The sequence below is a fragment of the Ruegeria sp. CJ9 genome (assembly GCF_056536625.1).
This window is the reverse complement of record NZ_JBQFPY010000003.1, coordinates 314,463-338,933: the sequence shown is the minus strand read 5'-3', so window position 1 is coordinate 338,933 and position 24,471 is coordinate 314,463. Positions and strand designations below refer to the sequence as shown.

Genomic DNA, 24,471 nt, shown 5'->3' with positions numbered 1-24,471 from the left:
ATTGCTATATTCTATTCAAGCGCTCAGGGCGATTGCCGCGTCTGCCGTTGCATTGCGTCACAGTGTGTATTTTGTTGATATTTCAAGCACTGACGCTTTTCCGGTAAGCAACTACATTTCGGGCTTGGGTTCTGCCGGTGTTCATATCTTTTTTGTTGTCAGTGGCTTCATCATGATGTGGACCAACCAAGACAGCAGCAGCAACTGGCGTTCCTTTCTAAGAAAACGCTTTTCGCGCATCTACCCGTCCTACTGGTTAATTGCGGCGCTGAGCATTCCGGCAGCCCTCTATCTGGGTGCGCAACTGCCTGACACCGCAGAAAAATGGTTTGGCGCCTTTTTCCTGCTGCCAGAAGGTGCAAGCTCATTGATCTTTGTGGGTTGGACACTGGCCTACGAAGTTTACTTTTATCTGCTGTTTGCCTTGGCACTGGCACTTGGTTTGCCAGCGTTCTACCGGGTTCTGTGGTTGACCGTGTTTTTTGTAGCCAGCATCTTTGTGGGCGTCTTCTTGATCCCTCCCAGCATGGGGTTCATGGGGATTCCCAAATTGGTCACCAGTGTTTTACTTCTTGAATTTGCAGCCGGTGCTTGGATCGGGTGGATGGCAACAAGTGGGTTAAAGGCGACCGTCAGCTCAGCAAGCGCCATGATCCTGATAGCTGCGGCTGGGTTTGGCCTAAGCCTTTGGTTGGGTTACAAACAATACCCTTCGGTAATTTTATGGGGTATCCCAAGTATATTGCTGGTCATTGGATGCATTTCGTTGGAGGCGCGTGGCGTTGGACAGCGATTTTTTCGTTGGCTCAGCCCGCTTGGGGATTCCTCTTACGCGCTGTATCTCATCCATGCGATTCTCATTCCGCTTCTAATGGCGTTCATCCCACAATTGGACGATTTGAGCCTTTTCGCGTTTCTCACCCTCTCATTTGCGATTTTTTTGATCAACATTCTGATCTCACATCTTTACTTCCTTTACGTAGAGCGGCGATTGGTGCGGTTATCTAATCAGTTACTCGCCGAGAAAACGAGTGCAAGGCACAGATCACAATAGCAGAGCAGACGGGCTCTATTTGCGCGTAAGATAGTTTATTGGGCTGCTATGCGTTGATACAGCGTCCACGGTTTGGCTGCGGCCAATACCCTGAACTCATCGATCTTCTGCTGCAAAAGAATCCATCGCACAGATTACGACGGTATCCGCTATTGCTTGAGGCAAAACAGCTGAAGCTGAAGCTGCCGTGCGATCAGTATCCTCGCTGATCTTTCAAGTGTAGCCTGTAAATCGCCTAGTGATCCGGCCACCCGATTGGGCTGTTGTGTGGGGTTGCCAATTGTCGGCACTGGGGTTTCGTTGAAGATCATAAGAGAAGACAAGGGTATGCAATGGGGCCATAAGACTTGGGGTCTGTGGTACTCTCCAAAAAAAGCAACGACCCCACGAGCGTTGCGATCACGGATCGCCAGTAAGAGTGTTTTCAAAGACAGGATTGAAGCCAGAAGCGTTAGCAAAAAAGAAGGGGACGCGCACTTAGATGCCCGCCACCAAATAAGTTTGGGGGTGTGATCAGATCCAGCACTGCACGGAGTAATACGGCAAGCTTCATGCGACTATCGATTCGCAAACCCTATTAGAAGACCTCTTATCGCCCCCCCCCCACAGGACAATGCCAAATCTCTGGTCTAGCGTGTGCCACGTAGAATCCGCCACCTGCAGTTACCGTATGCAGGAATAACAAGGCGGAAACGAAGCTAAAAGAAGCTAACCATGCGTCGAATCTATTTCCCTTGAATGCGATGGGCTGACGCGGGTGAACAAGTGGTCCGATCACTTGTCTTTGGCCCGGCGTTGTTGCCAGCAGGATTTAGGTGGCAAAGCACACCAATGTACTGCCGATCCAAAGACGGATCGGGTTACTCAAAATCCCGATGATCACGGCCACGCTCGGCCTGCGTCAAGGGACCGGTGAGCATTCAATTTTAATGCGGCTCAGGGTTTAAGAGTGAATCGCCGCCCAAGGGTCAAAAACGCCGTGCTTGAGCTGGCAGTAAAGTTATTTTGGTCATCCCTTTCGTATTGGTAGCCAATATTCATCGCCCAGTCCTTTGTGATTGCACGACTGTAAGAGGCGCTGATCGTGCCCCGGGTGCGTGGGTTTGATGGACCTGAACCTTCTGTTTGCTGATCAAGAACATCGACACTGAAAGAGAGCGCCGAAACAGGATTAATGAAATAGTCATATGTCAGAAAGGCTAATGTCTGGCGTGTTTCCAAGCTGTCGGTACTGGTACCAACCCGTCGTTGGATCGTTGCACCGATCCGGGAACTAAGCAGCCGGTACGAATAGTTGAGCTGGCCGATCGGGGTTATCTCGTCAAAAGGCCCCCGGGTGAAACCAATATCAAAATTCAACGTTCCGTTTGTTAGCTGGTAGTTGCGTCCGGCAGTTGCATTCAGCCTAGTGCCGTTCACGCCGAATGTTTGATTGATCCGTATGTCGGCGTTTCCATCTGACAGCGCCTTGTTCCAAGCAAAGTTCCAGACGAAGCTTTCAGTGGTGTTACTCGTATTTGTCGCACGTTGCGTATCGTCGACCTGGCTGTATCCGGCATCCAACGAGACGAATGTCGTGGAAGAGAGGTTATATGCTCCACCCGCTGAAACAGTTGTAGTCTGCGTTTCAGTTCGCACGTTGTCTTCGGCCGTAAAATCTTCGTAACCGACGCTCAAATTTCCCTGTAAAACCGGAGAAATCTGGAACAACAGTGCTGAATCAAAAATATCTGATCTGTTTTCGATCAGACTCGGGTCGAATGTGTCCTTATAGCGGCGTTCGCGGTGGCTGTAGTCGAACTGGAATCCCACAGGGGCATTCAGACCCACGGCCCAGCTCAGGTTCGCAAGGGTGTTGATCTGATCTCCGGCGGTTCCGAGTACGTCGGCGGAATCAATGATGCCATCCAGGTTGGTGTCTGTCAGCGACCGGTTAAAGGCCAAATCCCGTTCGGTATAATCCAACAGCAGGTCAAGGCTGCTGTTCAATCGGGTACGCTGATAAGCCAATTGCGCGGATGGATCAGAAAACGATGATTCAGTCCCTATGATCGGTTCGTTGGCGATCCGGTATAAGCCCGATAAATCGATAGCCAAAGTGGAATCGTTTGCTTGCTTCAGGATATTCAGGGCAAGCTCGTTTTCCCACCAAGTAGTTGATCCGAGAGACGGATCTGTCAGTCTGAGATTGTTATCATGCCGCAGTGAGGACAGGTAATCTAGCGTGACAATCAAGTCAGACCCCGTACCGGCTGACTGGACAATTGTGGGTGGGCCAACCTGCCGGGCTGGGTTCTGCAGAGCCTGTTGTGCAATCAGCTGTTGGCTGGGCGTTTGCTGAACAACCGTTGATTGGGCGGTCGACTGCTGCAGCGGTGTCTGCGTTGCAGCAGTGGTCTGTGCCGTCGTCTGCTGTATCGGCGGTTGTGGGATTGGGCTTTGTTGACCAACTGCTGGCGTCAATGATGCAGCAAAAGCTACCCCGCACCCCAGCGAAGCGGACAGCCTGTTCCTAAATTTTCCCACCTGTATAAGCCCCTATTCGAACAAGCGGCGTGCTGGAACAACAACAACGTCTCCGGGTTTGAGCAAAGTATTTCCCTGGATGCCGCCGCCCGTGCCTTTGTAGTTGTAGGTGTATCTGTTCATCACGCCTGTTTTAGTGTCGGGCCGCCGCAATTCGATGCGTTTTCTGGCCGCGAAATTGGTCAAGCCGCCAGCCTGAGCCAAAATCTGAAGAATGGTCGTACCCTCTGTCGCAATATGTTTCCCAGGTGCGTTGACCTCACCCATTATGAAAACGTCGATCGTCGGACCGGTTGGGGCGAGCGCGCCCTGCAACGGGGGTGGTGCAAGCGATGCCACCGAAATAAATACAGTCGGCGGTGCATTGAAGTTGGAAGACAGCGCCGACGAGAGCGACGAGCTTAGCCCATTGGTGGATTGCCCGGCTGCGCGAAGCGAGCCAGCAAGCGGGAAGTTAATGGAGCCGTCCGGCAGAACCAATATGGTTCGGTTCAACGTGGGATCTTCCAGAACTTCGACCTGAAGCGCATCACCCGGTTGGATTTGATACGAGCCTTGCGCCCACGATGCTGATGCTGCGACCATGGCGAAGACTAGAGAAATCAATGCTCTTATAACTGTACGCATATATAAATCTTTCACTTTTCCCTCCCTTTTTACCTTTATGTTATTTTCAAAACAATCTGTTGGTTTTTTGACAGGGGCATGGTGCGGCAGAAATGCAGCGTTCCGTCCCCGCATTATTGTCCAGCGATATTTGCTGCGTTCAATTGCTTTATTTCATCCTCTAATGTTGGAGATACATTTATTGTAACCCCAGTTTCTTGTGCGGCCCTAAAGGCGTGCAACGCCGCTTGTGGCTGGTTAATTGCAGCATAGGTTTTGCCCAGATGGTAAAGTACCAAGGGTTGGTCCGGCAAAGCCCTGGCCGCTGGCTCAAGGTATATGAGCGCTTCTTGATAGCGGCCCAGCTGATAGGCAACCCAGCCATAAGTATCCTGAAATTCGGGTATTCTTGTCCCATGCAACCGTCGCGCCAGATGCGCCGCTTGTTGCAGGCTTTCGTCGTCGTTGCGGTGACTCGTCAGAAGGCTTGCCAATTTGTTGGCCACGATCTGAGACTGGTTGCTGAGAGGGTACAGCTTTTCATAGACCGCAATCGCCAAGTCTAGTTCCCGGGCGCGTTCGTGTTCTGTCGCCTGCAGCAATAAAAGATCTGGATTCTCCGGCAGAGTTGATAGCGCTTCATCCAATATGGCTTGGGCCTGTTCAAGCTGTTCACGCTGAATATGCAATGAAAACAAGCTGGCCCAGACACGGGCCGCGTCCGGGTGATCTTTGAGGATCGCGCGGTGAAGTTGCTCGGCTTCGTCGAGCTTACCTTCACCCGTCAGAACGCGAGCTTTCATAAAGCGCAGGTTCAGCGATCCCGGGTCTTCCGCCAGCAATTCATCAAGTCGGTTGGCGGCACCGGTCACGTCGCCCTGTATTAACATCTGCCGGATAAGCGCAATGTCGGCTGACAGGCCAAATTCAGGATCGTTTGCCAGTTCGTCCAAGAAAGCCGTCAGTTCATCCTTGCGTTGCTGGGTCGACAGCATTTGTGATCTGAGGTCGTCTAACCGTTGACGCGCGCTTGGGTCGTCCAGATTGCGGAGTTTGTTCAACACCACATCGAGTCGTTCCCAGTTTTGCAGGTTTAGGTACACATTGCCGAGAGCCAATAACAGTTCAGGGTTCTCGGGAAGCCGGTACAAAGCGTCGTTCAATACGCGTTCGGCAACTACTAGATTGTCCTCTTCAAGAAGGAACCGGGCATAGTTCAGTGTCTCTTTTTGTGCATTCCGGGACGCCTCTGTCGCGAGTGCCAACATTTTACCCATCACAACCCGATCATCGTTGCGCTCGTGGGCGCGCGCCATCAAGGTCATAAGCTGTGAATCCCGAGGTGTGACATCCAGCGTTTTGCGCAACAGCACGATTGTGTCGTTGATTTTATTTTCTTCTATCAACCACGCTGCCTTCAATTTTACAGCTTCAATGTGTGTTGGGTCTTCGACAAGGACGCGCTCAATCAAAGCTCGGCCTTCCTTGGTCTCGCCGACATCCAATAGCATCCGGGCGAATTCCACTTCGCTGTCGCGGGTTTGCGTGGTCCGCTTTGCGTTCGCAAGCAACTCCCGCATCTCGCCAAGTGCGGTTTGCGTGTCCCCGATCTGGAATTTTAGCACTGCCCGCGTGGTTTTGAATCGCGGCGTATCGATTGTGTCCAAAGCAATAATCTGATCCAACTCGGCAATCGCCAGGTCAGGGCCACGGTACTCTGCCAGAAACGCGATGAGTTTTTGCGTCGAAAGGGGGTCCTGCGCCTCCTGCTCTGATTGTTCCCGCAGAAGGCCTTCGGCGGCATCCAGTTTCTTATAGCTAATATAATGTTCGAAAAGACTTTGCTGAATGCTTGTGTCCTCGGGGAAGACCTGCTGCATCTGCATCAGCTGTTTTTCGATTTCCTCGGGCTTTTGCAGTTCCTGCAAAGCGCCGAGCCGAATGGTATGCAACTTGGCCTGCTGCGGCGCAAAGCTTAGAGCAATATCGGTTTCGCTTAACACAGTTTCCCAATCCTGAGAGCGGACCAGATCGTCGATGACGATCTGTCGCGCGGACAACAGGTCGGGGCGGTCCTTTAGGAAATCATGGGCGATGGCGACGGTGAGTTCTGCCTCGGCTGTTTTCTTGGTGTTGACGGCCTCGGTATAGTTCAGCGAGTTGTTGAGGGATTTGATCTCGATGTCATCGGGGGCAAGTTCTTTTGCAACACCCGCATAGCGGCGCAGATCTTCCCAGTTCTCAGTTTCCAAAGCCATCTCAGCCAACGCGCGATGTCCTTCGAGGTTGTCCGGGTATTGCTCAACCAGTAACAGAAACTGGCTGTAAGCGATCGAGGTATTGCCGCGTTCACGTTCCAGCCGGGCATAGATCAGGCGGGCTTCTTTGTGTTTGCTATTCAGTTTGAAGACGTTTTTGAATTCGTACAGCGCGCTCTCGACATCATCCTTTTCAAGGAGGGCTAGACCAGCCTGAAAATGTGCCTCGGCCCGTTCTTCGGCTGTGTCACATGCGCTCAACACCAGAACTGCCGCCAAAAAAACAGCCGCCAATCTGTTGCCAAAGGATAAAAAAGTTACACGCAACGCTGTACTCCCGCAGAATCTACGAAAGGTACCCACCTTGTGGCGTGCCCTGCCTCAGCAGCCGGTGCCGCGCAAAACAACGGAAACCGTCCTGATCAGGATGGAAAGATCAGTGCCGAACGACATACTCTTCCAATACTCAGTATCATGAAATGCACGCTCGGCAAAAGTAGACTGGTTGCGTTTGGAAACCTGCCACGGCCCAGAGATGCCCGGCCGCATGGAATTGTAGAAATCGCCAGGATACAGTTTTTGCTGGTTCACCATCATAGGGCGGGGGCCGACCATGGACATCTCGCCTGTGAAAACGTTCCAGAACTGCGGTAGCTCATCCATCGAGGATTTGCGCAGAAACGACCCGAACTTGATGATGCGCGGATCATTGAGGAGCTTTTGATTGCGATCCCACTCTTCCCGTGCGCCCGGGTTGTTTGCCAGATGCTTTTTGAGAACTGTCTCGGCGTCATGCACCATGGTGCGCAGCTTGAGCATTTTGAAAATCTTGCCGTCTTTGCCGACCCGTTCCTGCCGATAAAAAGGCGTCACACCCTGGCAGGCCAGAAATACGGCCAAGAACAAAACCATGGGCACAACAAACGGCGCTGCAAGCAGCACAAAGACGATATCAAAGATGCGTTTTCCTACACTTCTGTAAATCCCTGGGTAGGTCGCCAGGGCAGGTGCAACAGAAATATTAGAGTAGCCAGTATCGGCTACGTCCTTCGAATGACTTGTCACTATTTAAACCCCCAGCACAAACAAAAAACCAAGAACCACTTACCCAACTCAGAAACTGACTACGCTCAACCTCGTCACATATTTAAGAAATATTGTTTTATTATATTGCAGAGCATTGCCGTTTACACACACGATACCAGCCTGCTCCACTCGCAAAGATTAACAAATTCTGGTCATCTTGCAAAACATTAATCATGACAGCTTTGTGCGCAGAACCTGAAAAGAGTGGGTATTTCAGGGTTGTTTGGAGCTGGGATGCGCCAGACCTGATTGAGGGTCTTGTGAGATTCTGTATCCAATACTGCAACAATTTGCATAAAACTTAGTTTTTGGTGCTTAATACTGCATTGTGCGGCGGGGCGGGAATTTTCTTTGTGAGGCTAGTCTTTGGTCTCTTTGCCGCTTTTCTGCACAGTCTTCTCAAGTGTTTGATGGGCATTACGACGGATACCACCAGGGATTGAGGTGGGCGAGCGCCAAATCACCAAGTGTGAAATTTAGTGCTGATTGCTAGTGTGATTTTGTGGCAGAGTAGTCCCCAGCTGCATTTGATTTATGTAATATGTGTATCGTGTAAGAGGTTTCTGGTGGTTCAGGGTATGAGTGTGGGTAATCTCCGGGGGGCCAGTACGAGGTTTGACAAGGCGGAAGGCAACCGTGGTGCAATGGCGTCCAGTGACGGGTTTTATTTAGAATTCTTCGGGCTGGACCGGCGCCCCTTTACGCTGCTTCCGGACCCTGGGTTTATGTATTGGTCACCGCTGCATAAACGCGGTTATTCGGTGCTGCAATTTGGGATCATGAGCTGCGCACCGATTACGCTGCTGACTGGTGAGATCGGGGCCGGCAAGACGACCCTGGTTCAGCAACTTCTGAGCGAAATGGAGCAGCAGATCACCGTCGGGCTGATCTCCAACGCACAGGGCGGGCGAGGAGAGTTGCTGCAATGGGTGCTTCATGCGCTGGGTTTGCCGATTAATAAAGACGCCACCTACGTGCAGCTGTTCAGGGCGCTGCAGGATTTTCTGGTCTCGGAATATGCCGCTGGGCGGCGGGTGGCTCTGATTTTCGATGAAGCGCAGAACCTGACAGTCGAAGGGCTTGAAGAAATCCGCATGCTGACCAACATCAATGCCAACACGGATGAGTTGATCCAGCTTGTTCTGGTCGGACAGCCCGAACTACGTGATTTGGTTCTGGACCCGAAAATGCGCCAGTTGACGCAAAGGGTGGCTGCAAGTTTCCATCTGGAGCGGATGGATGAAGCTTCGGTCGAAGCCTACATCCGGCACCGGATGAAGACGGCGGGTGGCTCAGGCGAGGAGTTCACGGATGACGCCTGCGCACTGATTTTTCAGCAGACCCGCGGCGTTCCGCGCCTGGTGAATCAGTTTTGCGATTTCGCCCTGATGTACGCTTGGACCAACGAAGCTGACAAAGTTGATGAAGATGTTGTCAATCAAGTGGTCGAAGATGGTGTATTCTTCGGGGGGAATTCACTAGAAAAGGAGGCAATAGTCTGAAATGGGCCCGGTTCGTTACTATTCTTCCATTTTTCTGAGGCGGCTCCCGTATTTCCTTGCTGTGTCTTTGGTTGTTTCGGTGGCTTCCGTCATCATAGCGATAACGTTGCCTCCGTCATACGAGGCTCAAATGCGGCTGATCGTTGAATCTCCTCAGATTTCTGGGCACCTGGCGTCCAGTACTGTCAATACTCCTGCTTTCGAACAGATGCAGATCGTTGAGCAGCGCCTGCTCACACGGCCGGTTCTTCTGGAAATAGCGCGAAAGCAGTTGGTTCTGGAAAACATAGACAATGCAAGCCCCGATCAAATTGTTGGTGTCATGCGCAACAACACGACGATTCAAATCAGCTCTGGTCAGGGCCAAGCCAACCTAATGACAATTTTCTTCAATGCGCGATCGGGTCAGATCGCTGCCGGGGTGTTGAATGAATACCTGACCGAGATTCAGAAGCTCGACGTGACCTATCGCAAGAACCGCGCGTCAGATACGCTTAGTTTTTTTGAAAAAGAAGTCGAGCGTCTTGGGAAGGAGCTTGATATACGCAGTTCCCGGATATTGGAATTCGAGAGAGAAAATTCCGACGCATTGCCAAGTAACCTTCAGTTCCGAACCGCGCAGCAAGCGGCATTGCAGACCAATCTAGAACAAACGGATCAGCAGATTTTCTCGCTTAAAAGCCAACGCGAGAAACTTTTGGAGATTTATGGTTCAACCGGCCAGATCGTGGGCGTAGCACAGCAAAACAGAACACCTGCGCAGGCGCAGCTGGATCAGTTGCTGAACGAACTCGACTCGAAGCTCGCGATCTATTCGGAAACCAATCCGCAGATAAGGCTTCTGCGTGCCAGAATTTCCAAATTGGAAGAAACTGTAGTTGCCGAACAGGCAGCCAATACAGCAGCGACTAACCCTCAGACGGGCAACTCGACGCTGGATCTACAACTGGCCCAGTTTGATTCTCAGATTTCGGCCCTTGAGGATCAAAGGATTTCAATTGTGGACCGCTTGGCCAAGCTGACGCTGACGATTGATCAGACCCCGGCCAACGCGATTGCGCTTGCAGAGCTGCAGCGGGATCATGACAACATCCAGGCCCAGTATAACAGTGTGGTCGATCGATTGGCGGCGGCATCGACCGGTGAACGGATTGAAGTGACAGCACAGGGTCAGCGCATATCGGTAATCGAATATCCTGTCGCGCCAGCTGCACCGACAAAACCCGACCGCATGATGGTAGCGGCAGGGGGAACTGCCTTTGGCATTTCGCTTGGCCTGGCTTTGGTTGTTCTGCTGGAACTTCTCAACCGTACGGTGCGTCGTCCAGAGGATTTGATCAACAAGCTCGAAGTTTGGCCGATCGCAACCATTCCCTATTTGCCCTCACGAGGAGAGATGATTAGGCGCCGGATTGGCTGGAGCATGGTTGTCCTGGCTATTCTGATTGGTGTGCCCGCGGCAGTTTGGGCCTTTCATACGTATTATTTGCCGCTGGATTTGATTGCAGAACAAGTGATCGAAAAGTTGGAGGTCTATTGGTGACTTTTGTATCTACAAGATTGGACAGGGTGTGATGGATCGTCTTCAAGAGGCAATTCGCAAAGCTCGCAATGAACGCGAAAGCCGCCAAGCGGAACCTATTCTGCAACCCGGGGCTCCGCAGCCTGTTCCAACTGATGACAGCCAAGATGCCTGGAGTTCTCTGCCCGAGTTGCAGATTGATCAGAACTTGATCGCTCGTAATCGTCTGATTGCCTATCACGGCGGGCCTGAAGCTGCCCCCTACGATATGTTGCGGACAAAGATGATTCAGCAACTTCAGTCCAACGGCTGGCGGCGCATCGCCCTGACATCCCCGTACAGCGGATGTGGTAAAAGCACGGCGGCCGCAAATCTTGCCTTTAGTCTGAGCCGACAGAAGGACCTGCGTACAATCGTCATTGATTTTGATATGCGACGCAGAGGGTTGGCCGAAATCCTGCGGCAGACCGGCAATCACAGCATGTCCGATGTCATTAATGGAAACATTTCGTTTGAACAGCATGCGCTGCGCCATGGTGAAAATGTAATCTTTGGATTGAACTATTCGTCAACACGCAATCCAGCCGAGATTCTGCAAAGCCGGGCCATGATCGAAACACTGGAACAAATCGAAGCAGAGTACCAGCCGGATATCATGCTGTTCGATACTCCGCCGCTGATGGCCAGCGACGACAGCCACGGGTTCCTGAAGAACGTTGACTGTGCCCTGCTATTGGGTGCCGCCGAAGAAACCAGCGTGGACCATGTTGACCTGGCCGAACAGCAACTGGCAGAGCTGACGAAGGTCATGGGCATCGTGCTGAACAAATGTCGCTATATCAGCGAGGCTTTCGGCTATGAGTACGGCTCGTACTGATCCGGCTCCGACGGATGCGGTCATTATTCCCCATTACAACGACCCTGATAGACTGGAACGATGCCTGCGGGCGTTGATGGAGAACGACACCACCGAAACAGAAATCGTGGTTGTAGACAACGCGTCTCCGGTCTCGTTGGACGAGGTGAAGCTGGCCTTTCCTGATGTGCGGTTCATCACTGAAACCCAGAAGGGCGCGGCGCATGCACGAAACAAGGGTATTGCCGCAACCACAGCGCCAAGGTTGTTTTTCATAGATGCCGATTGCGTTCCAGCGCCTGACTGGCTGACGGTCGGCCGCGCAATCGCCAACCGGGCTGACCTTGTCGGGGGCCGAGTTGACGTGTTTGACGAAACCCCACCACCGCGCAGCGGGGCCGAGGCGTTCGAGGCCGTTTTTGCATTCAATTTCCGCAGATATATCGAGGTTCAGGGGTTTTCCGGTGCAGGCAATCTGCTGACGCGCCGCGACGTGTTCGACGCGATCGGCGGGTTTATAAACGGTATATCGGAAGATCAGGAATGGACCATGCGTGCTGTCGCGCGAGGTTATAGTCTGGTGTACGAGGATCGGTTTCGTGTCAAACATCCGTCAAGACAAGATTGGTTCGCGCTCAGGACGAAATGGCGACGCATGACGCAGGAAGCGTATCAGTTGAACGGAACCGGAGGCAAAGCACGCCTGAGATGGGCAATTCGCGGATTGGCAATGCCTGCCAGTGCCATGGTACATACGCCAAAGGTTCTGGCCAGCAGCAGACTGAATTCAACCGGTGAAACCTTGCGAGCTATTGCCACTCTTATCCGGCTCAGGTGTACGCGAATGGTCTGGATGCTGCGCCAGGCCGCCGGTGGCTCCATCTGAACGAGGTCCGGTAAGTAAGCACGGCTTAAATTTACCATAACATTGATTCCACGTCTTGAAACATGCGTTACACCCGCATTTGGTCCCCGCTTGGCTCCAAAAGGCTTAACGTTATTTTTTTGACGTACTCGGAACAGTCTCGGTCTGAGCGCACAATTGTTTAGCCCAGCTTTGGTAACTGGTTCTGAAACATGGCTCATACAACCGGAAACCACAAAAACCGCAGAGCGCGCATATTTATCCTTCGTCCCTCTCTAAATTTCGTGTAGCCTCAACCGCGATGTACATACTGAGTGCAGGCGCTCAAATTTGCAGCCGAATTATTTGTTTTATTCGTTTGTAGTGCCTGATCGTTTTAGAAAACCGACGCGAAGCAATACCGGTCGGATTATAACTGCAGAGAGCGCTGATGAACGCGTCTGATTTTGATCCCAACGACATGCATCTAACCGCCAAGCGGATTCTGGTTACGGGTGGCGCAGGCTTTCTCGGCTCGCACCTGTGCGAGGCCCTGCTGAAACAAGGGCACGAGGTTTTGTGTGTCGACAATTTTTTCACGGGTCGGCGCGGAAACCTGCACCACCTGCTACAAAACCCCCGCTTCGAGGTCATGCGCCATGACGTGACCTTTCCGCTGTATGTTGAAGTGGATGAGATTTACAATCTGGCCTGCCCGGCCTCTCCGTTCCATTACCAGCACGATCCGGTCCAGACGACCAAGACGGCTGTGCATGGTGCGATCAATATGCTGGGACTGGCCAAGCGGGTCGGTGCTCGAATTCTGCAGGCTTCGACGTCCGAGATTTACGGCGATCCGCAAATTCACCCGCAAACCGAGGATTACGTCGGCCACGTCAATCCGATCGGACCGCGTTCATGTTATGATGAGGGCAAACGCTGTGCCGAGACGTTGTTCTTTGACTATTACCGCCAGCACAACCTGCCGATCAAAGTGGCGCGGATCTTCAACACCTACGGGCCGAACATGCATCCCGATGATGGGCGTGTCGTATCCAATTTTATCATGCAAGCCCTGAACGGAGAGCCTATCACCATTTACGGTGACGGCAGTCAGACCCGGTCCTTCTGCTATGTATCCGATCTGATTGACGGGCTGATTAAGCTGATGGAATCCTCTGATGATGTGACCGGGCCGATTAACCTGGGCAATCCGGTGGAATTGAGCATTCGTGAGCTGGCCGAGTCAGTGATCCGCCAGACCGGCTCGAACTCTGAGCTGGTGCAGCGCCCGTTGCCGCCAGACGACCCAATCCAACGCCAGCCGGATATCACGCGAGCCCAGGAACAGCTGGGGTGGTCACCTCACGTACCGCTGGAAGAAGGGCTGGAAGCAACAATCGCCTATTTCCGGCGCATAGCTGTGGCGGCGGAGAGCGCTGTAGAACGGATATGAACGTATCGGTTTCCTCTGATAGGCCATCTTGGCGAATTGGAGGATTTCTGCTGCTTGCCGCGGCGGTGCTTGCCTGTTTGTCCGTGCTTTTGATAAATGGCGGGCCTCTCTACTACTTCGACACCGGCAGTTATATTCGACAGGGCAACGTGGCGCTGAACAGTTTGCTGCCAACAATAAGCGAGAGCGGCAGCGCAGGTGGAAGTAGCGCTGCGGATCAGGACAATACCGCAACCGGATCCCGGTCACTGATCTATGGCATTGTCATGGCCCTCTTTTTTCGCGCGGGCGCCCTTATTGCCGTTCCAATCTTTCATATGGCTGGCATATTTCTGGTTGTTTGGCTTCTGGCGCGGACGACAAACCGCACTCTGGAAGAGGCCCGCAGCACATCTTTGCTGACCACAGTGCCGCTTCTGGTTGCGGCTCTTTCCTCATTGCCGTTTTACATCGCCTATATGATGCCGGACATATTTGCGCCGGTTTTGCTGATCGTAATCGCTGCGCTGACGGCGGTCGGTCGCACAATGCGAGGCTGGGAACTTTTTGTGATGTCAGGTCTGGCTGTGTTTTCCGTCATTTCACACCCGTCACATCTGGCAATCGCTGGGCTTATGGTGCCTTTTGTGATCCTGGCCGCCCTATTCATGAAAGCACGGGGGCGATGGCGGGCAGTGATATTGCTTGTGATCGTGCTTGCGATTGCAGTGGCCGAGCGCAAAGCCTTTCAGATCGCGGTGGAAACCAAAACAAACAAAGAAGTCGTCTATACACCCCACATCACCGCGCGGCTGATTGTAGATGGGCCGGGCATGGACTACCTGAACGACGCCTGCCCCGACACAAACATACCGACATGCGCCCTGCACGAGGCCCTTTCATGGTCTGATGATCCCTATCGGTTGACTGTGTCGCATATCATTTTCGAGCGCTCGCCCAAGCTTGGATCATTCCGGCTTATGTCAGCAGAAGACCAGAAGAAGGTTGCACGTTCCCAGCGTGACTTCGCCAAGGCTGTGTTTCTTTCCCGTCCCATTGCCACATCTTGGGCCCTGGCCAAGAATGGTTATCGCCAAATTTTGCGTGACAGCGTTTGGATGACAATCCCGACAGAGCAGGCGCTTGACAACGCTCGCCATCTTGCACGGTTAGACGACTCTCAACTGCATCTGATTCAAGGCGGCCTGCTGTCCAAGGATCGCGGTTGGCTTACGCCGGTTAATGCGCTGCACGGCTTTATCTATGCCGTTTCGTTTGCTGTTATCGTGGTCTTTTTGCTGACCCCGCGCAGCGTGCCGCGCGATATCAAGCTATTTGCCCTATTCATCCTGATAGGAATTGCGGTCAATGCGCTGGTTTGTGGTGGGGTGTCACAGCCAGCGGACCGATATGGCGCTCGCGTGATGTGGTTGCTTCCGTTCACTGCAGCCTTTCTTCTTATCATAAGGTGGCCCCCTGCCCTGCGCGCCGCCACCAAAAGGGATTTGTGATGTCGGATCATTCATTGTCCATTAGTGTCGTTATGCCCGCCTACAATGCCGAGCATATGTTGCCCCGCGTTCTGACCCCGCTGATTGAATTGCTGAATGTCGGACAGGTGCAGCAGGTTCTGGTTGTGGATGACCAGTCCCCAGACGGAACGGCCGCGCTTGCACACGAGATGGGGGCGACGGTCCTGACAACACCGGTCAATGGTGGGCCGGGCGCAGCCCGCAACCTGGCTGCGCAGCACGCCACGGGCGATATACTATGGTTCGTCGATTCCGACGTCATCGCCTGGCCTGACGGCCCGGAACATATCCGCCGCGCCATGTCCGAAGATAATGTCGCTGCCGTTTTCGGCTCGTATGATGATGCACCGGACGGGCAGTCCTGGTTTTCGCGCTATAAAAACCTTTTGCACCGTTATCACCACCAACGCGCACGGCGCGAGGCCCAAACTTTCTGGGCTGGGTGCGGTGCCATCCGGCGCGACGTTTTCCTTGAGGTCGGCGGGTTCGACGTCAAAACCTATGAGGTCCCGTCGATTGAAGATATCGAGCTGGGGTATCGGATTGCCAATGCTGGCTACCGCATCCTTGTCGAGCCGCAGTTGCAGGGCAAACATCTGAAGGTCTGGACCATGCGCAACAGCCTGACCACTGACATCTATTGCCGCGCACTGCCCTGGGCCCGGCTGATGATTTCACGCGAAGGGCTGACAGACGATCTGAACACCTCGATGGCCGAACGGGTTCGGGCCGCGATTGCTGGTCTGCTGTTGTTGTCGGTTCTGGCCCTGCCCTTCTGGCCGGGTGCATGGGCCCTGCCTTTGCTTTTGCTAGTGGCGGCTTTGGTCGCCAATTTCGATCTGGTGCGCACGATGGCCGGGCATGGTGGGGCATGGTTTGCCTTTAAATGCCTACTGTATCACCAAGTGTATTACGTCTATTCGGCCACGATCTATGTCTGGTGCCTGTTCGAGTATCACGTTCTGGGGCAAAAGCAGAAACTCCATGTCACCCGAAACTGAAATTTCGGGCCCTGCGGCACGGATGCCGGATTTCCTAATCCTTGGCGCCGCGCGGGCCGGTACAACGGCGCTGTACAGCCATCTGCGGCAAAACCCGAGTATCTTCATGCCGTCCGCCAAAGAGCCCAATTTCTTTGCTTTCGAGGGCGAAGCCTTGAATTTCTCTGGGCCGGGCGCGGACTATGTCAACAACTCGGTCACGCAGATCGCCGACTATCATGCCCTGTTTTCCGATGCGCCAGTGGAGGCGGTCTGCGGAGAAGCATCCCCGCTATATCTTTATGCACCCAAGGCGCCTGAACGCATTCATCGCCGTATTCCCCGGGTGCGTATGGTGGTTATTCTGCGAAATCCAATAGATCAGGCCTTGTCCCATTACCTTTATGCGGTAAAGCAACGGATCGAACCGCTCGAGGATTTTTCCGCTGCATTGGACGCCGAAAACGAACGGCTTGCCGCAGGTTGGCAACCCCTGTTTGGGTATTCGCGCTTTCCGCTCTATGCACAGCAATTATCGCGCTATTTCAAGCTTTTCGACCGCAGCCAATTCCTGATCCGAACCTACGAAGAATTTCAGGACGATCCGAAAGACGTCATCGACAGCATCACTGCATTCATCGGGGCCGATACAAGCTTCCAATCTGACCTGTCATCGCGGGTAAATGCCGGCGGCGTGCCGCGCAGCCGTCTGTTTCAGGATTTCCTGATGAAACCCAACCCGATCACCGGAATGATCGCCCGTGTCATGTCACAGGAACTGCGCTGGAAAATCAGGGATCGCCTGTCCCAATTCAACCTCAAACGCGAGGTGGAAATGCCAGACCGCGCACGCGCGATCCTGCGTGAAAGGTTGCTGCCGGAAATCGAAGATTTGGAACATCTGTTGGACCGCGATCTAAGCTCCTGGCGAGCCTGATCGCACTTCTGGCAACAATTCCCCCAAATCCAGCAGAATGTGCATGCCGTACTTGTCGTTTTGCATTTCTGCCAAGGTGCAACCACCAATACTTTGATTTTGAGCAGCATGCTTTAGAATAGCCCTGTGTTTTATGGGCTGTTGTCCGGTCGATCGCAATTAGTACCGGGCGACGGTGATTTAGTGGTGACAGTTTTTTATGGACGACATTGACAGAGCAACAGCTTCGTCGCGAATGACACCGGACAGCAATGCGCGACGATTGTTCATCAGCCCCGTTATTGCACGGCGCGTTACCCTTTGTCTTTCGCTGCTTATGTTTGCCTTGGCGTTGGCTTATCTGCTGCTGAAGATCACGCAACTGTCTGCCCTTCCCGCAGGGTATGATTTCCGGTTCATCTGGGTGGCGGGTGACATGTGGCACAGTGGCATAAACCCCTACGGCCCGACGTTTTTGGCGCATGGCGAAGCAAATATTGAGGTCGGACATGTCCCGGTTCTGTGGCCTTACCCACCGACTTGGTGGATTTTTGCCGCGCCTTTGGGGGCGCTGGATTTGAACACTTCGAGTGTCGTCTGGAATATCTTCGGTCTGGTGATCGTCATCGCAATTTGCGGCATGTTGACCAGCGCTTTTACCACCGCATTTCCGGGGCGCGCCCAGATGATCGGCGAGTTCACGGGAGGTCAGGTTTTTTTTCCGCTTTTCAGTGTGGTGTTCTTTCTTTTAGCGATCCTCGAAGCTACCGCGATCCTGTTTTCCGTTGGTCAGACGACTCTGATCGCAGGGCTTGGCATTGCCGTTATGCTGTGGAGCCGCGTCGGCGGACGCCTCTTTTTCGAAGCCATCGGTTTGACGCTGGTACTGCTCAAACCGCAGATCGGAGCGCCTTTTGTGGTCCTATACCTGTTGTTTGATGCGCACTCTCGGAAAGTGGTTTTGATGGCCGTGCTTCTTTCCGCCCTGCTGACAGTGCCGCCGCTTTTGGTCGCTCCAAGTACCATTTTGGATTTCTTTCAAAATCTGGCTGCTTATGACGGTTTTACAATTGCCAACCTTCCACAATCCATGACGGGTCTGCGGCTGATCATTTGGGAGGTTACGGATCGTGATATCGGTAGCTCTGTGGCCACGATCATCACGCTCGTGATCATTGTGGTGCTGTGTCATGGCCCTACCCGGCTGACGCGCGCCTGCGACGCCAACAAACATAGCTGGCAGATCTTCGGATTGGCCTGCGCAGCTATCGTCGCGCTGGCGCCGCTGCATATATATGATTTTGTGCTGTTGGCCTCCCCGCTGACGCTGCTGTTCAGGGGGCGGATCGTCAGCACTCTGTTCGCCGGGCTTGGCGCATTGCTGATCTGGCGATCGGAAAACCTTGTCGATATCTGGGCCTTCCATGTGGACGGGGTCGAGATCTTTCCAAGCTCGCGTTTGGCAACCATTGGCGCCTTGCTGTTTTTAATAGCGGTCGTTGATACAGTTCTGCAGCTGAACAGACAGAAGGCCAGCGCTTCAAACCAGTCTTCGCGCGCATGACTGTTTTTCTAAAATCATCGCCTGCGCCGTCTCGTCCGTGGCGCATTGCGCTTGCTGGGTTTGCCGGGCTGGTCGCAGTGCTGATACTTGTTTTTTCAGTACAGAGTGCCTTGCCCGGCATCCGCGATCTGGCGCAATGGTGGATGCTGATGGTCGCGCTAGCGCTGACCCTCTTTTCCGTTTTTGTTTTGTGGGATCTGACGCTATCGGGTTTGATGCTGCTGCTTTTGTTTGTGGGCGGGGCATCGCAGCTTTATGTGACCCAACCGCTTTGGTACCCGGCGCTACGCCTCCCGCCCAGAACGACCATCGAAATGGCGATGTATGCCATAATTTTCGGACAGGGCGCCCTTTCGGCTTTTGTGTTGTTTAGAAATTCTAGTGACAGCAAACTCTCTCAGGTTATCAGCGATTTGGGCGTAAAACGCACTGCTCTGTTCCTTTTGCTCAGCGGTGCGTTCACCATACCGATCCTCGACCATCTTCGCCAAAACGAAATCGACGTCTATTTCATTCAGCTTGCGGCGGGGCTGATCCTTGTGGTCATCAACCTGGTGACGGTGATCGCATTGGCTGCCACCTTGCCCAGAGGGGTTACTCTGCCCGCGGGATGGCGATGGGCAGGCTGCATGGCCACTGTTTTTCTGATTGCGACATTGGTGCTGGAATGGTTGGCCTTTGAACGGGTGCCGCATGTTCAGGATGAGCTTGCCTATATGTTTCAGGCCAAGACCTATGCGAGTGGCGCCCTTTATGTGCCGGCACTGCCGGAAGGTCCCCGCGCAGCTTTTGAGTTTTATCTGCTAGATCATCATAACGGGCGCTGGATATCGGTCTTCACGCCCGGATGGCCTGCATTTCTGGCGGTGGGAGTTTTTTTTGGAGTGCCCTGGTTGGTGAACCCAATTCTGGGCACTGCGTCCATCTTTCTGGCGCAGGGGGTGATGCAACGGTTAACAAATGCCCGTACGGCCAGCATCAGCACTCTGATCCTGGCGACCTCCCCCTGGTTCATCGCGATGTCGGCGTCACTGATGTCCCATACATTCGCCCTGTTTCTTGTCTTGCTGGCCTGGCTTTTGATCCTTCGCGCCGAAGAAGGTGAATTGAAACGGGCCGTTCTACTGGTGTTTGTGGCCGGCTTGGCACTGGGTTGGTTGTTCCTGACCCGCAACCTTGACGGCCTGTTGCTTGGAATTCTGACGGGTCTGTTTCTGTTGTGGCGCGGAGGTGCCTTACGCCATCCCCTGACTGTACTCAGCTACAGCGTGGGATGCGTGGCAACCGGAAGCCTTATCTTTTTCTATAATTACTACTTCACTGGCGACCCGCTGTTGACAACATTATCAGACTATTATCAACGAACCTGGGTTGATGGATCCAACGCCTTTGGGTTTGGCCAAAACATAGGCTCCCCAGAAGGCTGGGGCCACATGGAACTGCGCCCGCATGAACATTCCCCGTTTGAAGGTCTGGTCAACACGCTGACCAATATCAGCGCGCTTCATACCGATTTCATGGGTTGGGGGATCGGGTCGCTCGTATTTGTCTGGATCTTGCTGATCTATGGCCGCATCAACGCCACGGACCGGATGATGCTTGCGATCATTATCGTCGTAGCGGGTGCACACGCCCTTTATTGGTTCGTAGCCAGCTTCTACGTGGGCCCACGATATTGGTTCATGATGATCGCTCCCCTGGTGTTCCTGAGTGCCAGAGGAGTTCTGGAAACTGGCATCCGATTGGAAACCATTGGCCTTTCGTCAGCTTCGGACAAACTTAACGCCGTGCTTCTTATTCTGTGTTTGTTTTCAGTGACAGTATTTTTGTCCTACCGAGGCGTCACAAGATATCACGAGCATCGTACCTATGATGACCACTATCGCTATCTGTCGCTGCCTGACACGGAAGGTCTTGTCCAACCGCTGGTCTTAATCAATCCGAAAAGCCAAATTGCTTCGGCACTGTTCTTCAATGATCCTTCGTTTCCCTTGGACGAGCCGGTTTTCGCAAAGGATCTGGGAGGCACAGCGAATGACGCCGTGACTAAGGCTTTTCCGGGACGCCCCGCCCTGTATTACGACGAGCGCGAAGAGACGTTTTCTCGGAAATAGACATTTCGCATGGGGCCGATTTGATTATCTTAGGCCCAATAGCTTTGCAATATCCCAGACCTGACGTGGAGAGGTTTGTGCTCCGCGACCGAAGATTGTTTCCCGAGGCACTTTGTAAATGGGTGCAATGCTCACCGGGACGTCTGCATTGCTAAAATCTTCTTCATAGGTGGGCAAATGATCAGTCACCAAAACCCTACCTTCCACGGCTTCGCCCAATCGAATTTCATCGGGCGCCAAAGCCTCAGTTTCCAAACGGACAAAGTAAGTAGGCGTGACATTGGCTGGAACCGGCATCTGTGCGTACACATAGACCGAGACAGTTCCCGCTAAGTATTGGTCCTGCAATTCGACATCTGACCAACCAGGGGGAAAGGCCTTCCTTATCAGAGCTGGCGTAATCCGGATCTCCTCAAGGTCAAAAAACGGGTCAGCGTCGATTTCAATCGCGATACGCTGCCCCAAATCGCGGGTCACTGTAAATGGGCGCAAAGTCGTAGGCCAACTCAGCCAAGTACTGACAGCAAGCCCTGCCAACGCCATCACAAAGGCTGAGGCCGGCGCTGCCTGAACCGGGCGCAACCGCCAGAAGACAATCAGCGGCAACAGAACAGCCGGTGCAAAATGGTGCGGCAGAATACGATAAGCCTGAACATAGAAGAACAGAACATACCCCACAGTCATGAGTGTCAGCGTTCTGGAAAACGTATCCTGCCAGCGCCAGGCCAAAAGCGCTAGTCCAGGCAAAAGCCCACCGGGCAGAAGCCAGAACAAAATCCGCTGCGTATCGAATAGCGTCACATAGCGCAGACGACGCAGAATTGACCCCGTACTGAACTCACCGGATACGCCCGTCACACCCGTTTTTGCCAGTATGGCTAAAGAAAAAGAACCCAGGATCACAATTGCCAGGGCAATCAACCCTCCGACGATCACCTGCTTAATGGGTTGAAACCAATTCAAAAGCAGGTGCGCCGAAAGAAAGAACCCTATCAGCAGAATGCCGTTTGGTGCCGAGCAAAGAGCTAGCGTTGACACAACCGCCATCCAGCCGAGTTTTTGGTCGCGGAAGAACAAGATGTAACCCAAAACTCCCAGTATAATGGGCGGTTCGCGCGTCATTGGCATGGCAATGTCTGCAAAATATGGATTGTAGGATGGATTAAACGCCATCACGAAGGAAAACAGAAGCAAGGCTGCGCCCAGTCCGAAAACAGACCAGACATCGGTGCGGTTGTTTGGCGAACGGATAAATGCCAGCATCACTCCGAACAAAATCGACACGCCAGGCAGATAAGCAAATCGAAGGGCCGCTTCGGACGACCCAAACACCCGAAGGAAGCTGGTTTGCAGAAATACCTCAGTCATCATTTTCGGATTTGGGTAACCGGTCATTGAACCAGCATCCAAAGGCCAAAACGGCAGTCCCCGAGAAATGAACAGGATAGCGCTCAGTAAGCTATGCGCCCCATCGTCATTGAGAGCTTCCCAATAGAATTTGGGCGACAACAACAGCAAAACAATCAAGGGAAGCAGAACCATACCGGCCACATCCCATCCCCGGCCCCGGAAGATGTCCTGCGCAGGCCGTCTGATGGTTAAGCCAGCCCCGGGCAGGCAAAGCAGAACGACCAACACGATGAAAGCTGTTCCTGTCATCGGGATACCGCTGACAGCCTGCACAATCGCCGCAATCGTAGGTACGCCAAAAAGGGAAAGCGTAAAACCTTTCAACAGAAAATGTTCAAAACGGTCTTCGGGTCGAGCAATACCCAGCGCTAAAAGCAGACCGGGGGTGACAATTAGTATCGACGCCGACAATGCCACCAGAGGCGCCCAGACATACAAAAAAAACGCATCCTTGGCGATAAAATAGGGGGACGGCCCCTCTGCGAATGCAACTTTTGCTGCAATCTGACCTGCTATGTTTTGTCCCATCCAGACGATGCCGACCAGAATTGCCAGCAAACCAAGATAAAAAAATTGCTTCATAGTTCTGGTCATTCAATCATTTCGAACTCTAAGAATTGTTGGTCCAAAAAGTCCGGCACAAACCAAGCGGGCTCGAAGCTCATCCGCTCATTCGAGTGCGGTTTCCTTTCTCAAACGCGGTTTCAGACCCTTTATTTCGAGGCTTTGACTCGAATTCTTCGTGGTAGGACCGTTCGACATTAACATCCCAAACGTCGTTTTCCTCGCCCAAAATATTGCGCGCGGCATACATGGCGGACAACATCGAATGATCCTGATTGTTGTAACGATGCAGGCCGTTGCGGCCGACGGTCTGAAAATTCTCAAACGTCTTCAGCCAATCACTGACAATATCCAGCGCTTCTTTGTAGTCGCCATCATAAACCGGATAGGCCTTGGGTTGCCGGATCACTGTAAAATCGATGACATCGCTTGCCTTGGCCAAACCCAACTGTTCCAGTTCCTGACCGGCCAATTCTTTGAGGTCCGCGTCTGAGGACGACCACAGCCCGTCACCCTTCTGGCAGAAATACTCCATTCCGATGGACGAAGTGTCCTGGTTGGGCAGCATTTCCTTGGACCAGGCGCGGAAATTCTGGATGCGCCCGACCTTTACCTTGGGACTATGGATGTAGATCCAGTTGTCCGGGAAAGGATCGGCGTGATCGAGCATCAAAGTCACAATCAGGAAATCGCGGTATCTCAGGCGATCGGCGGCCTCGACAACCTCTGGCGGCGGCGGCGGATCAAATGCATGGATCAGATCGCGCACGGCCATCGAGTTGATGAACTCTTCGCCCTCTACCCGTTCGGTCGTTTTGTCGCCGTTTTCGTCCCAATGACGCACATCAATCGACGTCACGCGGTTGCCGTCGCGATTGACCTGCACCACTTCGGAATGTGTCTCAACACTGCCGCCCCTTTCCCGGATCAGATCGCGGGTTTTTTCCCACATCATACCGGGGCCAAGGCGGGGATACTGAAACTCTTCAATCAAGCTGGCGGTGTCATTGGCACCGGAAATCGCATTCCAGACTGCCTTGGGCAAAGACAGGTTCTTGATCCGCTGCGCAGCCCAGTCTGCCCGAATTTCTGACGGCGGAATTCCCCAGACCTTTTTGGTGTAGCTGTGGAAGAAATGTAAATATAACCGCCCGCCAAAGCGGTTGATGACCCATTCTTCAAAGGTATCTTCTTGTTTTTTAGGCCGGATTTTCCATTTTACGAAGCTGCCGATGATCTTATAGGTCTCATAGGGGCCTATATTGCCAAGGGCGTTGAAGATACGCAGCGGGTAATCATAAAACTTGCCGCGATAGAAAATGCGGCTCAGGCGTTGCACGGTGATGAAATCATCTCCCATCACCTCGTGCCACATATCTTCGACCTCGCGCACCTTGGTAAAAAACCGATGCCCTCCGATATCAAAACGGTAACCATTGAAAGTTTCAGTGCGCGAAATGCCGCCAACCATGTCCGAGGCCTCAAAGACCTGTGGAACATGTGTGTCACTAAGTTTCTGAAGCTCATGGGCTGCAGTCAACCCGGCAGGCCCGCCACCGATAATTACGACAGGAACGGTATCTTTTTGCAAATGACTAACACCCGTATACTCGAAAAAAACTGACTACAAACTACTAGAGGTTATCACCATTTCATAACAAATTCCTAATGACTGGTCCAAATAATATGCCCAGGCCTTTCA

17 protein-coding genes are annotated in these 24,471 nt (G+C 53.0%); 11 read left to right on the top strand and 6 right to left on the bottom strand.

The annotated features are described in order from the left end of the window. Position 1 precedes the first annotated feature (1 nt). A complete protein-coding gene (locus tag ACR0AJ_RS09550; protein ID WP_480740712.1) occupies positions 2-1,054 on the top strand; it encodes an acyltransferase family protein in 1,053 nt (350 codons plus the stop codon). Positions 1,055-1,990: 936 nt separating this feature from the next. Here ACR0AJ_RS09550 and ACR0AJ_RS09545 read toward each other — a convergent pair. The 4 genes from ACR0AJ_RS09545 to ACR0AJ_RS09530 all read right to left on the bottom strand — a co-directional run bounded on the left by ACR0AJ_RS09545 (position 1,991) and on the right by ACR0AJ_RS09530 (position 7,509). Next, positions 1,991-3,580, bottom strand: a complete 1,590-nt coding sequence (locus ACR0AJ_RS09545; RefSeq protein ID WP_480740710.1) for a hypothetical protein — start codon at positions 3,578-3,580, stop codon at positions 1,991-1,993. 12 nt (positions 3,581-3,592) lie between these two features. After that, a complete protein-coding gene (locus tag ACR0AJ_RS09540) occupies positions 3,593-4,222 on the bottom strand; it encodes a polysaccharide biosynthesis/export family protein (protein ID WP_368039997.1) in 630 nt (209 codons plus the stop codon). 98 nt (positions 4,223-4,320) lie between these two features. After that, positions 4,321-6,723 (bottom strand): tetratricopeptide repeat protein, encoded by a 2,403-nt coding sequence (locus ACR0AJ_RS09535; protein WP_480740709.1) that lies wholly within the window; start codon positions 6,721-6,723, stop codon positions 4,321-4,323. A 102-nt stretch (positions 6,724-6,825) separates the two neighbouring features. After that, a complete protein-coding gene (locus tag ACR0AJ_RS09530; protein WP_170350112.1) occupies positions 6,826-7,509 on the bottom strand; it encodes a sugar transferase in 684 nt (227 codons plus the stop codon). Positions 7,510-8,255: 746 nt separating this feature from the next. Between ACR0AJ_RS09530 and ACR0AJ_RS09525 the strand changes: the two genes are divergently transcribed. The 10 genes from ACR0AJ_RS09525 to ACR0AJ_RS09480 all read left to right on the top strand — a co-directional run bounded on the left by ACR0AJ_RS09525 (position 8,256) and on the right by ACR0AJ_RS09480 (position 20,795). Continuing rightward, positions 8,256-9,032 (top strand): ExeA family protein, encoded by a 777-nt coding sequence (locus ACR0AJ_RS09525; protein WP_254438758.1) that lies wholly within the window; start codon positions 8,256-8,258, stop codon positions 9,030-9,032. Position 9,033: 1 nt separating this feature from the next. Beyond that, positions 9,034-10,575 (top strand): GumC family protein, encoded by a 1,542-nt coding sequence (locus ACR0AJ_RS09520; RefSeq protein ID WP_170376757.1) that lies wholly within the window; start codon positions 9,034-9,036, stop codon positions 10,573-10,575. 31 nt (positions 10,576-10,606) lie between these two features. Beyond that, a complete protein-coding gene (locus tag ACR0AJ_RS09515; RefSeq protein WP_170350109.1) occupies positions 10,607-11,431 on the top strand; it encodes a CpsD/CapB family tyrosine-protein kinase in 825 nt (274 codons plus the stop codon). Next, the gene (locus ACR0AJ_RS09510; RefSeq protein ID WP_170350108.1) at positions 11,412-12,296 is read left to right on the top strand and encodes a glycosyltransferase family 2 protein; all 885 of its coding nucleotides are present in this window, start codon (positions 11,412-11,414) and stop codon (positions 12,294-12,296) included. The genes ACR0AJ_RS09515 and ACR0AJ_RS09510 overlap by 20 nt, the downstream gene beginning before the upstream one ends. Before the next feature lie 409 nt (positions 12,297-12,705). After that, entirely contained in the window at positions 12,706-13,710 is a 1,005-nt protein-coding gene (locus ACR0AJ_RS09505) for a UDP-glucuronic acid decarboxylase family protein (RefSeq protein WP_437440774.1), read from the top strand. A gap of 83 nt (positions 13,711-13,793) precedes the next feature. Further along, the gene (locus ACR0AJ_RS09500) at positions 13,794-15,200 is read left to right on the top strand and encodes a hypothetical protein (RefSeq protein WP_480740706.1); all 1,407 of its coding nucleotides are present in this window, start codon (positions 13,794-13,796) and stop codon (positions 15,198-15,200) included. Continuing rightward, positions 15,200-16,222: a glycosyltransferase family 2 protein gene (locus ACR0AJ_RS09495; protein ID WP_170350106.1), complete on the top strand. Its 1,023-nt coding sequence runs from the start codon at positions 15,200-15,202 to the stop codon at positions 16,220-16,222. The genes ACR0AJ_RS09500 and ACR0AJ_RS09495 overlap by 1 nt, the downstream gene beginning before the upstream one ends. Next, positions 16,206-17,138 carry a sulfotransferase domain-containing protein gene (locus tag ACR0AJ_RS09490; protein ID WP_170350105.1) on the top strand — a complete coding sequence of 311 codons (933 nt, stop codon included), beginning with the start codon at positions 16,206-16,208 and terminating at the stop codon, positions 17,136-17,138. Before ACR0AJ_RS09495 ends, ACR0AJ_RS09490 begins: the two co-directional genes overlap by 17 nt. A 199-nt stretch (positions 17,139-17,337) precedes the next feature. Then, positions 17,338-18,681: a glycosyltransferase family 87 protein gene (locus tag ACR0AJ_RS09485; RefSeq protein ID WP_480647475.1), complete on the top strand. Its 1,344-nt coding sequence runs from the start codon at positions 17,338-17,340 to the stop codon at positions 18,679-18,681. Continuing rightward, a complete protein-coding gene (locus ACR0AJ_RS09480) occupies positions 18,678-20,795 on the top strand; it encodes a glycosyltransferase family 39 protein (RefSeq protein WP_170350103.1) in 2,118 nt (705 codons plus the stop codon). The genes ACR0AJ_RS09485 and ACR0AJ_RS09480 overlap by 4 nt, the downstream gene beginning before the upstream one ends. 24 nt (positions 20,796-20,819) lie before the next feature. On the opposite strand, the gene ACR0AJ_RS09475 is transcribed toward ACR0AJ_RS09480, so the two are convergent. Both ACR0AJ_RS09475 and ACR0AJ_RS09470 read right to left on the bottom strand, forming a co-directional pair. Next, a complete protein-coding gene (locus ACR0AJ_RS09475; RefSeq protein ID WP_480740703.1) occupies positions 20,820-22,787 on the bottom strand; it encodes a hypothetical protein in 1,968 nt (655 codons plus the stop codon). Positions 22,788-22,866: 79 nt separating this feature from the next. Next, positions 22,867-24,360, bottom strand: a complete 1,494-nt coding sequence (locus tag ACR0AJ_RS09470) for an NAD(P)/FAD-dependent oxidoreductase (protein ID WP_480662742.1) — start codon at positions 24,358-24,360, stop codon at positions 22,867-22,869. Positions 24,361-24,471 lie beyond the last annotated feature (111 nt).

What these genes read in the sequence shown, in the direction of transcription:
- ACR0AJ_RS09525 (WP_254438758.1), top strand. Translation starts at nt 8,256, where the DNA reads ATGTATTGGTCACCGCTGCATAAACGCGGTTATTCGGTGCTGCAATTT.
- ACR0AJ_RS09520 (WP_170376757.1), top strand. Translation starts at nt 9,034, where the DNA reads ATGGGCCCGGTTCGTTACTATTCTTCCATTTTTCTGAGGCGGCTCCCG.
- ACR0AJ_RS09515 (WP_170350109.1), top strand. Translation starts at nt 10,607, where the DNA reads ATGGATCGTCTTCAAGAGGCAATTCGCAAAGCTCGCAATGAACGCGAA.
- ACR0AJ_RS09510 (WP_170350108.1), top strand. Translation starts at nt 11,412, where the DNA reads ATGAGTACGGCTCGTACTGATCCGGCTCCGACGGATGCGGTCATTATT.
- ACR0AJ_RS09505 (WP_437440774.1), top strand. Translation starts at nt 12,706, where the DNA reads ATGAACGCGTCTGATTTTGATCCCAACGACATGCATCTAACCGCCAAG.
- ACR0AJ_RS09495 (WP_170350106.1), top strand. Translation starts at nt 15,200, where the DNA reads ATGTCGGATCATTCATTGTCCATTAGTGTCGTTATGCCCGCCTACAAT.
- ACR0AJ_RS09490 (WP_170350105.1), top strand. Translation starts at nt 16,206, where the DNA reads ATGTCACCCGAAACTGAAATTTCGGGCCCTGCGGCACGGATGCCGGAT.
- ACR0AJ_RS09485 (WP_480647475.1), top strand. Translation starts at nt 17,338, where the DNA reads ATGGACGACATTGACAGAGCAACAGCTTCGTCGCGAATGACACCGGAC.
- ACR0AJ_RS09480 (WP_170350103.1), top strand. Translation starts at nt 18,678, where the DNA reads ATGACTGTTTTTCTAAAATCATCGCCTGCGCCGTCTCGTCCGTGGCGC.
- ACR0AJ_RS09475 (WP_480740703.1), bottom strand. Translation starts at nt 22,787, where the DNA reads ATGAAGCAATTTTTTTATCTTGGTTTGCTGGCAATTCTGGTCGGCATC.